This is a genomic window from Pseudomonas maioricensis (assembly GCF_022790535.1).
GTDB classification, from domain to species: domain Bacteria; phylum Pseudomonadota; class Gammaproteobacteria; order Pseudomonadales; family Pseudomonadaceae; genus Aquipseudomonas; species Aquipseudomonas maioricensis.
Genome location: NZ_LOHG01000002.1, coordinates 382,014 through 393,983 on the forward strand (window position 1 = coordinate 382,014; position 11,970 = coordinate 393,983).

General features: G+C 57.9%; 13 protein-coding genes. 7 read left to right on the forward strand and 6 right to left on the reverse strand.

All coding sequences use genetic code 11. The annotated features are described in order from the left end of the window. Window positions 1-8: 8 nt before the first annotated feature. Window positions 9-164: a 50S ribosomal protein L33 gene (rpmG, locus tag AUC61_RS04380; RefSeq protein WP_007894709.1), complete on the forward strand. Its 156-nt coding sequence runs from the start codon at window positions 9-11 to the stop codon at window positions 162-164. Between the two features lie 95 nt (window positions 165-259). On the opposite strand, the gene AUC61_RS04385 is transcribed toward rpmG, so the two are convergent. Both AUC61_RS04385 and AUC61_RS04390 read right to left on the reverse strand, forming a co-directional pair. Beyond that, window positions 260-463 carry a hypothetical protein gene (locus tag AUC61_RS04385; RefSeq protein ID WP_243244622.1) on the reverse strand — a complete coding sequence of 68 codons (204 nt, stop codon included), beginning with the start codon at window positions 461-463 and terminating at the stop codon, window positions 260-262. Between the two features lie 84 nt (window positions 464-547). After that, a complete protein-coding gene (locus tag AUC61_RS04390) occupies window positions 548-910 on the reverse strand; it encodes a cupin domain-containing protein (RefSeq protein WP_243244623.1) in 363 nt (120 codons plus the stop codon). 259 nt (window positions 911-1,169) lie between these two features. Between AUC61_RS04390 and AUC61_RS04395 the strand changes: the two genes are divergently transcribed. Both AUC61_RS04395 and AUC61_RS04400 read left to right on the forward strand, forming a co-directional pair. Further along, the gene (locus tag AUC61_RS04395; RefSeq protein ID WP_243244624.1) at window positions 1,170-2,663 is read left to right on the forward strand and encodes an aldehyde dehydrogenase; all 1,494 of its coding nucleotides are present in this window, start codon (window positions 1,170-1,172) and stop codon (window positions 2,661-2,663) included. Window positions 2,664-2,883: 220 nt separating this feature from the next. Further along, the gene (locus AUC61_RS04400; RefSeq protein WP_243244625.1) at window positions 2,884-4,032 is read left to right on the forward strand and encodes an MFS transporter; all 1,149 of its coding nucleotides are present in this window, start codon (window positions 2,884-2,886) and stop codon (window positions 4,030-4,032) included. Here AUC61_RS04400 and AUC61_RS04405 read toward each other — a convergent pair. Together AUC61_RS04405 and AUC61_RS04410 are read right to left on the reverse strand one after the other, a co-directional pair. Continuing rightward, window positions 4,029-5,615, reverse strand: coding sequence for a phospholipase D family protein (locus AUC61_RS04405; protein WP_422764980.1), 1,587 nt, complete (start codon window positions 5,613-5,615; stop codon window positions 4,029-4,031). The genes AUC61_RS04400 and AUC61_RS04405 overlap by 4 nt on opposite strands. 55 nt (window positions 5,616-5,670) lie before the next feature. Beyond that, window positions 5,671-7,104 carry an aminotransferase-like domain-containing protein gene (locus AUC61_RS04410; RefSeq protein WP_243244627.1) on the reverse strand — a complete coding sequence of 478 codons (1,434 nt, stop codon included), beginning with the start codon at window positions 7,102-7,104 and terminating at the stop codon, window positions 5,671-5,673. Between the two features lie 173 nt (window positions 7,105-7,277). On the opposite strand from AUC61_RS04410, the gene AUC61_RS04415 reads away from it, so the two are divergent. Further along, window positions 7,278-7,511 (forward strand): DUF1127 domain-containing protein, encoded by a 234-nt coding sequence (locus AUC61_RS04415; protein ID WP_243244629.1) that lies wholly within the window; start codon window positions 7,278-7,280, stop codon window positions 7,509-7,511. A gap of 107 nt (window positions 7,512-7,618) precedes the next feature. On the opposite strand, the gene AUC61_RS04420 is transcribed toward AUC61_RS04415, so the two are convergent. After that, complete coding sequence (locus AUC61_RS04420) at window positions 7,619-8,932, reverse strand: NAD(P)/FAD-dependent oxidoreductase (protein WP_243244630.1); 1,314 nt, start codon at window positions 8,930-8,932, stop codon at window positions 7,619-7,621. Between the two features lie 144 nt (window positions 8,933-9,076). Here AUC61_RS04420 and AUC61_RS04425 point away from each other — a divergent pair, with 144 nt between their 5' ends. Further along, window positions 9,077-9,430 (forward strand): YkgJ family cysteine cluster protein, encoded by a 354-nt coding sequence (locus AUC61_RS04425; protein ID WP_243244631.1) that lies wholly within the window; start codon window positions 9,077-9,079, stop codon window positions 9,428-9,430. 142 nt (window positions 9,431-9,572) lie between these two features. On the opposite strand, the gene AUC61_RS04430 is transcribed toward AUC61_RS04425, so the two are convergent. Further along, window positions 9,573-10,061, reverse strand: coding sequence for an Lrp/AsnC ligand binding domain-containing protein (locus AUC61_RS04430; protein ID WP_243244632.1), 489 nt, complete (start codon window positions 10,059-10,061; stop codon window positions 9,573-9,575). A gap of 157 nt (window positions 10,062-10,218) precedes the next feature. Between AUC61_RS04430 and dadA the strand changes: the two genes are divergently transcribed. Further along, on the forward strand, window positions 10,219-11,517 hold the full coding sequence (gene dadA, locus AUC61_RS04435; RefSeq protein WP_243244633.1) for a D-amino acid dehydrogenase: 1,299 nt from the start codon (window positions 10,219-10,221) through the stop codon (window positions 11,515-11,517). Next, a complete protein-coding gene (locus AUC61_RS04440) occupies window positions 11,492-11,845 on the forward strand; it encodes a RidA family protein (protein ID WP_243244634.1) in 354 nt (117 codons plus the stop codon). Before dadA ends, AUC61_RS04440 begins: the two co-directional genes overlap by 26 nt. Window positions 11,846-11,970 lie beyond the last annotated feature (125 nt).

The window sequence follows — 11,970 nt, forward strand, 5'->3', positions numbered from 1 at the left end:
AGAAGATCATGCGTGAATTGATCCGATTGATTTCTAGTGCTGGTACCGGTCACTTCTACACGACCGACAAGAACAAGCGCACCACTCCGGACAAAATCGAAATCAAAAAATTCGATCCGGTTGTTCGCAAGCACGTGATCTACAAAGAAGGCAAAATCAAGTAATTGATTTTTCTTCTTGTGAAAAAGGCCCGTATCCTCACGATACGGGCCTTTTTTATTTGTATTGGAATCTGGCACCGCAGGGCGCGATTCCTGGCTCAGCCGAAACTGAATCCCTGAACAAGATTGGCGCCATCGACATCAACCGTTACACGGTTGATGTCGAACTCTCTGGTCACGAAGTCCTTTGAACTGACAACGCGTTCACGACCCGTCAACTCACTGATGTAAGTCTTGATGGTTGGCACATAACGGCTGCCGATCAGATACTGAAGCTGCTTGATGATCTCTTCATTGGTCATGAATTTATTCCTTTATAAAAGTTGAATGTCCTCCTTGGACGTCATCAGCATCCTCCCCGCAAACTGATCATGTGCACTACATAGTTATGCCTTCTTCTCGAAAACCACATAGATTTTTCTGCAAGGCTCCAGCACTTCCCACGTGCCTTTAAAGCCTGCCGGGATCACAAAACGATCTCCCGCACGCAGGGTTTTCGACCCGCCCGCGTCATCGCGCAACACTGAGACGCCCTGAACGATTTCACAGTACTCATGCTCGGTGTAATTAACGGACCATTGGCCGACCTCACCTTCCCAGACGCCCGCATTCATTTGTCCGCAAGGGCTGTTGTAGTGGTTGTAGATTGTCTGCTCCGGGTCGCCCTTGAAGATTTTTTCAGGTGCCGGGCGGTAGCGTTCAGCTTCGGTGCTGGCTTCGCTGAAATCCACGATGCTGTCGATAGTCATTTCTTACCCTCGCGGTAAATGCGTTGCTGGTTTGACGAAGACCTCGCTCAATAGTGCCAAAGGCACGCGTCAGCATGTTGCATAAATCGAACAAGACGGCTCCATTCGGGCCTTTATGTCAAAGATATTGGAAATCGCCAGATCACTGGTTTAGGGTGGTGAGTGCCGTTGCCTGGTGGCGGTGGATTGCAGATTGTCTGTTTTTTGCACGAGTCTACCCAACAGGCACACCCTAATCGATAAAGCGGAGGACATACGCATGACCACCCTGACCCACGCTGACTGGGAAAAACGCGCGAAGGACCTGAAGATCGAAGGCCGCGCGTTTATCAATGGCGAATACTCCGACGCCGCTTCCGGTGAGACATTCGAATGCATCAGCCCCGTCGATGGTCGTCTGCTGGCCAAAGTCGCCAGTTGCGACGCCGCCGACGCACAACGCGCCGTTGAAAGTGCGCGCAAGACCTTCAACTCCGGCGTCTGGTCGCGGCTGGCGCCAGTCAAACGCAAGGCCGCCATGCTGCGCTTTGCCGCGCTGATCAACAAAAACGTGGAAGAACTGGCGCTGCTGGAAACCCTGGACATGGGTAAGCCCATCAGCGATTCGTACAGCATCGACATACCCGGCGCAGCCCAAGCTCTGAGCTGGAGCGGCGAAGCTATCGACAAGCTGTATGACGAGGTGGCCGCAACGCCCCATGACCAACTGGGCCTGGTCACTCGCGAACCGGTTGGCGTTGTCGCCGCCATCGTGCCGTGGAACTTCCCGCTGCTAATGGCAAGCTGGAAACTCGGCCCGGCGCTGTCCAGCGGTAACTCTGTCATTCTCAAGCCTTCGGAAAAGTCTCCGCTGACGGCCATTCGCATTGCACAGCTGGCGATTGAGGCAGGCATTCCGGCTGGCGTGCTCAACGTACTGCCGGGTTACGGCCACACCGTGGGCAAGGCGCTGGCTCTGCACATGGATGTCGACACGGCGGTGTTCACCGGCTCGACGAAAATTGCCAAGCAATTGCTGGTCTACTCCGGCGAATCGAATATGAAGCGCATCTGGCTGGAAGCTGGAGGCAAGAGCCCGAACATCGTCTTTGCCGATGCTCCGGATTTGCAGGCCGCTGCTGAATCTGCAGCCAGCGCCATCGCATTCAACCAGGGCGAAGTCTGCACTGCGGGTTCACGGCTGCTGGTAGAGCGTTCGATCAAGGACAAATTCCTGCCCATGGTCATTGAAGCCCTCAAGAGCTGGAAGCCGGGCAATCCGTTGGACCCGGCCACCACCGTTGGTGCACTGGTCGACACTCAACAGATGAACACCGTGCTGTCCTATATCGAGGCGGGCCACACCGGCGGTGCGAAACTGGTGGTGGGTGGCAAACGTATTCTCCAGGAAACTGGCGGCACCTACGTCGAGCCGACGATTTTCGACGGTGTGACCAATGCCATGAAGATCGCTCAGGAAGAGATCTTCGGCCCGGTTCTGTCGGTGTTGACGTTTGATACGGCCGAGGAGGCGATTCAGATTGCCAACGACACGCCGTACGGCCTCGCTGCTGCCGTCTGGACCGCCAACCTGTCCAAAGCCCACCTGACCGCCAAAGCGCTGCGTGCGGGTAGCGTGTGGGTCAATCAATACGACGGCGGTGACATGACCGCGCCGTTCGGTGGTTTCAAACAATCGGGCAATGGCCGCGACAAGTCGCTGCATGCGTTCGACAAGTACACCGAACTGAAATCGACGTGGATTAAGTTGTAGCTGCTATCGGTCCGGCAGGGTGGGTAGATTTTGTAGGAGCGGAGCTTGCTCGCGATAAGGCCGGATGCGATTTGCCTGATATCCGCGGTGCCTTTATCGCGAGCAAGCTCTGCTCCCACAAAAATTAATCCGCGCCTGAACGAAATTGTAAAAACAGCCGGGCTTCCCTTGGGATAGCCCGGCTGTTTCGTCTTGGCCTTTTGATCCACAGGAGCGTGGGATGCGTTGGGGTACTTATTTCGCGGTGCTGGCGTCGGTGCTTTCGGTCGGGCTGGCATTGGGTGTCAGCATGCCGCTGGTGTCCCTGCGACTGGAAAGCTGGGGTTACGGCTCGTTCGCCATTGGCGTAATGGCGGCGATGCCCGCTATTGGCGTGCTGCTCGGCGCCAGCCTGGCCAGCGGCCTTGCTGCACGCTTCGGCACTGCCGCACTGATGCGCCGCTGCCTGTGGGCCGGGGCGCTGTCTGTAGGCCTGCTCGCGCTGCTGCCGTACTACACGGTGTGGCTGGTATTACGGCTGATGCTCGGCGTGATCCTGACGATCGTCTTCATCCTCGGTGAAAGCTGGATCAATCAACTGGTCATCGAAAAATGGCGTGGCCGTCTCGTCGCGCTGTATGGCAGCACTTACGCGCTGTGCCAACTGGCCGGACCGCTGCTGCTTGGCGCACTGCGCACAGAGCACGACACAGGGTTTTGGGTCGGTGTAGCGCTGCTGATCATTTCGCCGTTTTTGCTGCTGGGCAGAAGCGGGGCACCGAGTGCCGATGCATGTCGCGTCACCTTCATCGACCTGTTCGCCTTTTGTCGCTCCATGCCCGCAATCGCATGGGCGGTAGCACTGTTCGCCGCCTTCGAGGCACTGATCCTGACCTTGCTGCCGATCTATTGCCTGCGCCAGGGCTTCACGCCGGAAATCGCCCTGGCAATGATCAGCACTGTGGTAGTGGGTGACGCGCTTTTGCAGTTGCCAATTGGCGCACTGGCCGACAAGGTCTCACGGCGCACGCTGTTTTCGAGCTGTGCCGTGGCGTTGATGGTTTCAAGCCTGCTGGTGCCGCTGCTGGTGAATACCGTGCTGATCTGGCCGCTGTGGGTACTGTTCGGGGCCAGCGCCGGTGGCTTGTTCACCCTGTCGCTGATTCTGATCGGAGAACGCTTCCGCGATGACGCACTGGTTCGCGCCAATGCGCACGTGGCGCAGCTGTGGGGGATCGGTTGTTTGCTGGGGCCACTGGCGGCCGGGGCAGGCAGCCAGTGGGTCAGCGGTCAGGCGCTGCCACTGTTGATGGCGGCAGGAGCATTTGGCCTGGTCGTGCTGTCGTTGCGGCGCGGGGCGTTCGGGGTTCAGCCGGTTCCAACGGCCTAGAGCATTTTCTCCAGGCCGATGACCCGGCTGAACCATGCGTTCAAGCGCCGCCAGGTATCGCCGGGCTCTTTGTACAGGGTGTGGATTTTACCGTCGTCTTCGGTGACCCACACCACCTTGCCGTCTTCCAGTTTCGCTTCATAACTCAGGGTCGGTTGCATACCTTGCAAGGCCAGTTCGCGCAGCGCTTCGGTCAGTTCCGGGCTGTCCACAAGCACGCCGACTTCGGTGTTCCACAGCACCGAGCGCGGGTCGAAGTTGAAGGAGCCGACGAACACTTTACGGCGATCGAATGTCATCGCCTTGCTGTGCAGACTGGAATCCGAACCGCCGCCAAACGTTCCGCTTTTGCTGAACAAATGAGGCCCGCTGCCACCGCTAGCACTGCCGGGATCACCCGGCTGGCGGCGCATTTCGAACAGCTTCACGCCATGCTCCAGCAACGCCTTGCGATAAGGCGCATAACCGCCGTGGACGGCTGGCACATCGGTCGCTTCAAGGGAGTTGGTCAGCAAACTGACCGAAACCCCGGCATCGGCACGCCCGGTCAGATACAGCAAACCTTCTTCACCCGGCACGAAGTAGGCGGAAACCAGTATCAGCTCCTTGTTCGCGTTGAGCAGCTCAGGTGCCAGTTGCGTGGTCAGCAGCAGATGCGGATCTGGTTCGCCCCGGGCCAGCACTTTGGTAGGTGCATCCCACAACGCCTGGTTATGCGCCCAGATCAATTCGTTGAACCAGATTCTGAGACGCGGGTTTTTCTGGTACGCCATCAGGCGGTCGTACAGCGCTTTGTGTTTGTGCTGTGATTCTACGAGCGATGCCTCAAGACGTTTGCGCGCCTTGGCCAGATCGCGAGTCGTCGGCAGGAAATACATGAACTCGGCGATGGGTTTGCTCAGTGTGCTGTTCCAGTACTGATCGAAGCTGTGCCCGAGCTGCTCGGCCACCGGACCGACGCTAAGCATGTCGATGTCGGTAAAATTCAGGTTTTCTTCGGCATCGAAGTATTCATCACCCAGATTACGCCCACCCACAATGGCCACGCTGCTGTCGGCCAGCCACAGTTTGTTGTGCATGCGCCGGTGCTGCCGCGACAGATTCAACAGCCGCCCCACACTGCGGGTCACGCCGGTCTCGCGCCCAAGACTCTGGGGGTTGAACAGTCGAATCTGAATATTGGGATGAGCGGCCAGGGTAGCGATGGAGTGATCAAGCCCGTCGCTGGTGGTGTCGTCCAGCAGGATGCGCACGCGAACACCGCGATCAGCCGCCTTGAGCAACTCATCAATCAAGGCGCGGGTGCTCAAACCGTCATGGACGATGTAGTACTGCAAATCCAGACTGGTGCGGGCATTACGAATCAGTTCGGCACGCGCCATGAACGCTTCGGTGCTGTTAGACAGCAGGCGAAAACCCGAACGACCCTCGTGAGGCTGAGCCATCGCCTGCACAGAGCGGCCAAACGCCGAATCCGTCGGTGGCAACGCCTGACTGGGCTCGTTGGGAATGTGAACGTGCGAACAGCCGCTGATCCACGACGCGACAAACAGAAAAAAGGGCAGGGCCCAAGTCTTTTTCAAAATGATCATCCGGAAATTACAGCTTGGCGATATGACCGCAAAAACCCCGGAAAAGTTACGAAACAGGCGTCGATTGCTCGGCAATCAGTTGTGAAATAGTTTCACCGACCGTGCGCACCGCGTTCTCGACCTCTGGAGACGGCTTGGCAGCGAAATTCATTCGCAGGCAATTACGGTATTTGCCAGAGGCGGAAAAAATACTGCCAACGGCAATCTGTACGCCCTTGGTCAACAGCGCACGATTCAGACGCAACGTATCGAAATCCTCGGCAAGCTCGACCCACAGCATGAAACCACCTTGTGGACGACTGACCCGCGTACCCGCCGGAAAGTAACGCATGACCCAGTCAATCATTTGCTCGCGACTGCGTTGGTACTGACTGCGCATGCGCCGCAGGTGCGGCTCGTAATGTCCACCCTCAAGAAATTCGGCAATGGCCAGTTGCGGCTGAGGCGCTGTTGAACCGGTGCCGATGTACTTCATGTGCAGGACACGTTCCAGATAACGGCCCGGCGCAACCCAACCGATGCGCAGCCCTGGCGCAAGCGTCTTGGAGAACGAGCTGCACAGCAGAACCCGGCCGTCTTCGTCGAAGGATTTGATCGTCCGCGGCCGCGGATAACTGAACGCCAGATCGCCATACACATCGTCTTCGATGATCGCCACGTCAAAGCGCTGAGCCAGGGTCAGCAAGGCACGCTTGCGATTTTCCGGCATGACATAGCCCAGCGGATTGTTGCAGTTGGGCGTCAGCTGTATGACCTTGATCGGCCATTGCTCAAGCGCCAGTTCCAGTGCTTCGAGACTGATGCCGGTCACGGGATCGGTAGGGATTTCCAGGGCTTTCATGCCCAGGCCTTTCAGCGTCTGCATGGCGCCGAAAAAGCTTGGCGAGTCCACGGCGACGATATCCCCCGGATCACAGATGGCCCGAACGCTGGCCGAAAGCGCCTCGTGGCAACCGGTGGTGATCAGCAAATCGTTGGCGGTCAGGTTGCAGCCCGAATCCAGCAACAAGCGAGCAACTTGCTCGCGAAGTGTCTGGTTACCCTGAATGCTGTCGTAATACAGACCGGGCATTTGCTCATCGCGACTGATACGGCCAAGGGCGCGCATCAGCGGGCGCAACGTAGGGCTGCTGACGTCAGGCATGCCACGCCCCAGTTGCACAAGATTCGGCAGCGCCTTGACCCGCATAAGGTCCAGCACCTGATCCCACTGGGAGATATCCACAGGACGCTGCGCCGGACGACCAATGACCGGCAGTGCCGGAACAGCGCGGCTGACCGGCACAAAATACCCGGACTTGGGCTTGGGCAGGGCAAGGCCGCTGTCTTCCAGCACGCGATACGCCTGCTGCACCGTACTAAGGCTCACGCCATGTTCAACACTCAAAGCCCGCACAGAGGGCAGCCTGTCACCCGGCCGATAAAATCCGTTTTCGATACGTGTGCCCAGTAACTCGGCGAGGTTGACGTAGAGTGTCATGAGCATACTCTCGGTGTTTTAGATGGCTAGCCATACAGATTGGAGAAAAATACAGCATTCAGCGACGTTATGAAAACATCTGTATGCATATAAATAGATTTGTTTGAATCTGTCATGGTTTGTCGCGTCGATTCATCATGTGCCCACACCAGAACGAAACGAGGGTTGGGAACATGAACGGGTTGAGTGATGTGCGGTTGGCGCTTTACAGCCAGGAACTGAGCAACGGCAAAGCAGTTGTCACCAAGACAGCGAATGCACCGAAGCTCAGTCGCTGGGCGCTGTATCGCCATCGCTGGACATCACGCAGGGGGCTGCTGAATCTGACCGAAGAGCAGCTGAGTGATATCGGCCTTAGCTCCGGTCAGGCGATGCGGGAAGGGTTGAAACCGTTTTGGCGGGAGTGATCTCCAGGCTTGGTGAAACCTGTGGGAGCCGCCCAGACCAAGCCCAGCTCCCACAGGAGACCGCAGTTTCTTGTTAGACCACAGTCGTTCATCAGCCAGCTTCAGCCTCAACGCAATTCCTTCAACCGATGCCAAAGCATCCCCAGCGCCAGCAATGGTGAGCGCAGATGCTTGCCGCCGGGGAAGGTAATGTGCGGGACTTTGGCGAACAGCTCGAAACCATTGCTGTGTTGCCCGGCAATGGCTTCGCCAAGCAGCTTGCCAGCCAGATGGGTCGCGTTCAGGCCGTGTCCGGAATAGGCCTGGGCGTAGTACACGTTGGGCTGGTCCTTCAAGCGACCGATCTGCGGCAAGCGGTTGGCACCGATGCCGATCATGCCGCCCCACTGATAATCGATTTTCACTGCCGCCAACTGCGGGAACACCTTGAGCATCTTGGGCTGCATATACGCCGCGATGTCTTGCGGGTCACGCCCTGAATAGTGACAAGCCCCACCAAACAAAAGACGCCGATCCGCCGAAAGCCGGAAATAGTCCACCGTCACACGCTGATCACACACGGCCATATTCTGAGGCAGCAACTGCAAAGCCTGTTCTTCACTCAACGGCTCGGTAGCGATGATGTAGCTACCGGCGGGTAAGACTTTGCCGCTGAGCTGCGGATTCAGATCATTCAAATACGCATTGCAGCCCAGTACCAATGTCTTGGCCTGAACCAGGCCCTGCGCAGTATGCACTTTGACCTGCGGGCCATAGTCGATGCGGGTCACCGCCGAGTGCTCGAACACTTTCACACCCAACGATTGCGCCACAGCGGCTTCGCCCAGCGCAAGATTCAGCGGGTGTAAATGCCCGGATCCCATGTCGATAAGGCCACCCACGTAGCGGTCCGAACCCACTACGCTGTGCATCTCGCTAGCCTGCAGCAGTTTTAATGAATGGCGATAACCCAAATCGCGCAGCTCATCAGCATCATCGGCCAGCCCGACGAGATCCCGAGGCTTGTTGGCGAGGTCGCAATAACCCCAGGTCAGATCGCACTCGATGCCATAACGCTCAACACGTTGACGCACGATTTCGACCGCCTCAATTCCCATCAGCTTCAACTGCCGCACGCCTTCAGCACCGACCACGCCCGTGAATTGTTCAAGACCGTGGCCAACGCCGCGAATCAACTGCCCGCCATTACGCCCGCTGGCGCCCCAGCCAATTTTTCTCGCTTCCAGCAGCACCACGCTCAAGCCGCGCTCGACCAGTTCAATCGCCGTATTCAGGCCGGAAAAGCCGCCACCCACCACGCAAACGTCAGCCTGAATCTGGCCTTGCAACAGCGGATAGTCCGTCTGTGGACGGCTGCTGGCGGCGTAATAAGAAGCGGCGTGCTGGTGAGCGGCGGTCGATGGTTGAACGCGGGCGTTCATGGCGGGATCCCGTTGCTTGTGTCTGAAAAATGTCCCCGAGGATAAGCCGCAGGTTCGGCGACGGGCAAGGCACTATCCAGACGGTGCTGTCTTGAACAGCCGGACTGAGGCAAAATCACGCCCATTCACAGTGGGTAAGTTTCGATGAGCTGCAACAGTCAGAAAATTCGTGCGTTACGCCAGCAGATCCCTTCTTTCGAATGCGTCCCTGGCTGCCATGACTGCTGCGGCCCGGTGACCACGTCTCCGGAAGAAATGTCTCGCCTGCCGCGCAAGACTGTGGCCGAGCAGGATGCGGCCATGGACGAACTCAACTGCGTCCACCTTGGACCCAACGGTTGCACGGTCTACGACGAACGCCCGCTGATCTGCCGCCTGTTCGGCACCACGCCGACCCTGCCATGCCCCAATGGCCGCAGGCCTGTGGAGATGATTCATCCGCGAGTCGAGAAACAGATTCACGAGTACATAGCGTCGACGCGGCAGGTGTTGGTTTAAAAGCCGGAAGGGATTCCAATTGTGGGAGCCGGGCTTGCCCGCGATGCAGGCGCCGCAATCTTGCAGATAAAACCAGTTGCCTTCATCGCGAGCAAGCTCGGCTCCAACTGAAGATCCGCCATATTTCAGGACTGGCCTGGTCTCAATCCGCAATCGGCAGATTCAGACTCTCTTTCACCTCTTCCATCACGATATAGCTCTTGGACTCCCGTACATGGGGCAGCTTGAGCAGGATGTCGCCCAGCAATTTGCGGTACGAGGCCATTTCCGAAATACGCGCCTTGACCAGGTAATCGAAGTCGCCCGACACCAGATGACACTCCAGCACATGGGGTAATTTCAGCACGGCGCGGCGGAACTCTTCGAAGGTATCGCCCGATTTATAGTCCAGGCTGATCTCGACGAACACCAATAGGCTAGCCTTGAGATTTTGCGGGTTGAGGCGGGCGTTGTAGCCCATGATGATGCCTTCGCGCTCCAGTCGGCGGACCCGCTCTGTGCAAGGCGTGGTAGACAAGCCCACGCGCTCGCCCAGCTCGGTGAAGGAGATCCGGCCGTCAGCCTGGAGGATGCGCAGAATGCTGCGGTCGATCTTGTCCAGCTCACGTTTGGACTGATGCTGCGTACGCATGGGTAAATCCCCTCTCCCAAAGGCTTTTTTAGCGAGAAATCCCGCCAAATATAGGCGCTTATACAGTGAAAAGCACTGCCCGCAGCTGCATATACTGCACACATCCTTGCTTAAAACTTCAAAACGTCAGCGGATATCCGCGATGAGGTAAATCGACATGCGCGTTCTGGTCCTTGGTAGTGGTGTGATCGGTACGACGAGTGCCTATTATCTGGCACGGGCCGGCATGGAAGTGACTGTCGTTGACCGTCAGCCTGCAGTGGCCATGGAAACCAGCTTTGCCAACGCGGGCCAGGTTTCACCAGGTTATGCGTCACCGTGGGCTGCGCCCGGCGTGCCGCTCAAGGCTATCAAGTGGCTGCTTCAGCGCCATGCACCGCTGGCGATCAAAGCCACTGCCGATATCGACCAGTACCTTTGGATGGCGCAAATGCTGCGCAACTGCACGGCCAGTCGTTATGCCGTGAACAAAGAACGCATGGTTCGTCTGTCTGAATACAGCCGCGATTGTCTGGACGAGTTGCGTGCCGAAACCGGCATCGCCTATGAGGGCCGAACGCTGGGTACGACGCAGCTGTTCCGCACTCAGGAGCAACTGGATAACGCCGCCAAGGACATCGCGGTCCTTGAGCAATCCGGCGTGCCATTCGAGCTGCTGAACCGCGACGATATTGCCCGGGTTGAGCCGGCGTTGGCGGGCGTCACCAATATCCTTGCGGGCGCACTGCGGCTGCCCAACGACCAGACCGGCGATTGCCAGATGTTCACCACGCGCCTGGCCGAGATGGCTGTGCAGTTGGGCGTCGAGTTCCGCTACAACCAGTCCATCGAGCGCATCGATTTCGCTGGCGACCGCATCAATGGCGTGTGGATCGACGGCAAGCTGGAAACCGCCGACCGTTACGTCCTGGCACTCGGCAGCTATTCGCCGCAGTTGCTCAAGCCGCTGGGCATCAAGGCTCCGGTGTATCCGCTCAAGGGCTATTCGCTGACAGTGCCGATCACCGACCCGGCGATGGCCCCGACGTCGACCATTCTCGACGAGACTTTCAAGGTGGCGATCACCCGTTTCGACAACCGTATCCGGGTTGGCGGCATGGCCGAGATTGCCGGTTTTGATCTGTCGTTGAACCCGCGTCGACGGGAAACGCTGGAGATGATCGTCAACGATCTTTATCCTCGCGGCGGTGACTTGAGCCAGGCCAGTTTCTGGACCGGTCTGCGCCCGACCACACCCGATGGGACGCCGATTGTCGGCGCCACTCCGTTTCGCAACCTGTTCCTGAATACCGGTCACGGTACGCTGGGCTGGACCATGGCCTGCGGTTCGGGTCGTTTGCTGGCAGACCTGATTGCTCGCCATAAACCCCAGATCAGCGCCGAAGGCCTCGATATTTCTCGCTACGGCAGTTCCAAGGAGATCGCAAAGAATGTCCATCCAGCGCCAGCTCACTAATGAGCGCATGAGCCAAGTCGTCGTCCACAACGGCACTGTGTATCTTGCAGGCCAGGTCGGCGACGACATGGCTGCCGGGATCGAGCAGCAGACCCGCGAGACCCTTCACAGCGTCGAGCGATTGCTGGAGTTGGCCGGTACTGACAAAAGCCGCATCCTTTCGGTGACGATTTACCTGAAAGACATCGACGCCCACTTTGCCGGGATGAACAGCGTTTGGGACACATGGCTGCCAAAAGGCGTGGCACCTGCGCGCGCCACCGTTGAAGCCAAGCTGTGCGAACCGGAAATACTGGTTGAGCTGTCGGTTGTGGCAGCGCTTCCTTAGCAACATATTTCCCCTGTAAGAGCTGCCGAAGGCTGCGAACACTCTTGAAGTCACCTCAGCGACCAAGACCATTCGCAGCCTTCGGCAGCTCCTACAGTTCCATTCCTTTGCCGTCAGAATCCCAC

Bases quoted from the DNA above. Each gene is read 5' to 3' on its own strand.
- rpmG (WP_007894709.1), top strand. From the start codon at position 9: ATGCGTGAATTGATCCGATTGATTTCTAGTGCTGGTACCGGTCACTTC.
- AUC61_RS04385 (WP_243244622.1), bottom strand. From the start codon at position 463: ATGACCAATGAAGAGATCATCAAGCAGCTTCAGTATCTGATCGGCAGC.
- AUC61_RS04400 (WP_243244625.1), top strand. From the start codon at position 2,884: ATGCGTTGGGGTACTTATTTCGCGGTGCTGGCGTCGGTGCTTTCGGTC.
- AUC61_RS04425 (WP_243244631.1), top strand. From the start codon at position 9,077: ATGAGCTGCAACAGTCAGAAAATTCGTGCGTTACGCCAGCAGATCCCT.
- AUC61_RS04415 (WP_243244629.1), top strand. From the start codon at position 7,278: ATGAACGGGTTGAGTGATGTGCGGTTGGCGCTTTACAGCCAGGAACTG.
- AUC61_RS04390 (WP_243244623.1), bottom strand. From the start codon at position 910: ATGACTATCGACAGCATCGTGGATTTCAGCGAAGCCAGCACCGAAGCT.
- AUC61_RS04430 (WP_243244632.1), bottom strand. From the start codon at position 10,061: ATGCGTACGCAGCATCAGTCCAAACGTGAGCTGGACAAGATCGACCGC.
- dadA (WP_243244633.1), top strand. From the start codon at position 10,219: ATGCGCGTTCTGGTCCTTGGTAGTGGTGTGATCGGTACGACGAGTGCC.
- AUC61_RS04410 (WP_243244627.1), bottom strand. From the start codon at position 7,104: ATGACACTCTACGTCAACCTCGCCGAGTTACTGGGCACACGTATCGAA.
- AUC61_RS04420 (WP_243244630.1), bottom strand. From the start codon at position 8,932: ATGAACGCCCGCGTTCAACCATCGACCGCCGCTCACCAGCACGCCGCT.
- AUC61_RS04395 (WP_243244624.1), top strand. From the start codon at position 1,170: ATGACCACCCTGACCCACGCTGACTGGGAAAAACGCGCGAAGGACCTG.
- AUC61_RS04440 (WP_243244634.1), top strand. From the start codon at position 11,492: ATGTCCATCCAGCGCCAGCTCACTAATGAGCGCATGAGCCAAGTCGTC.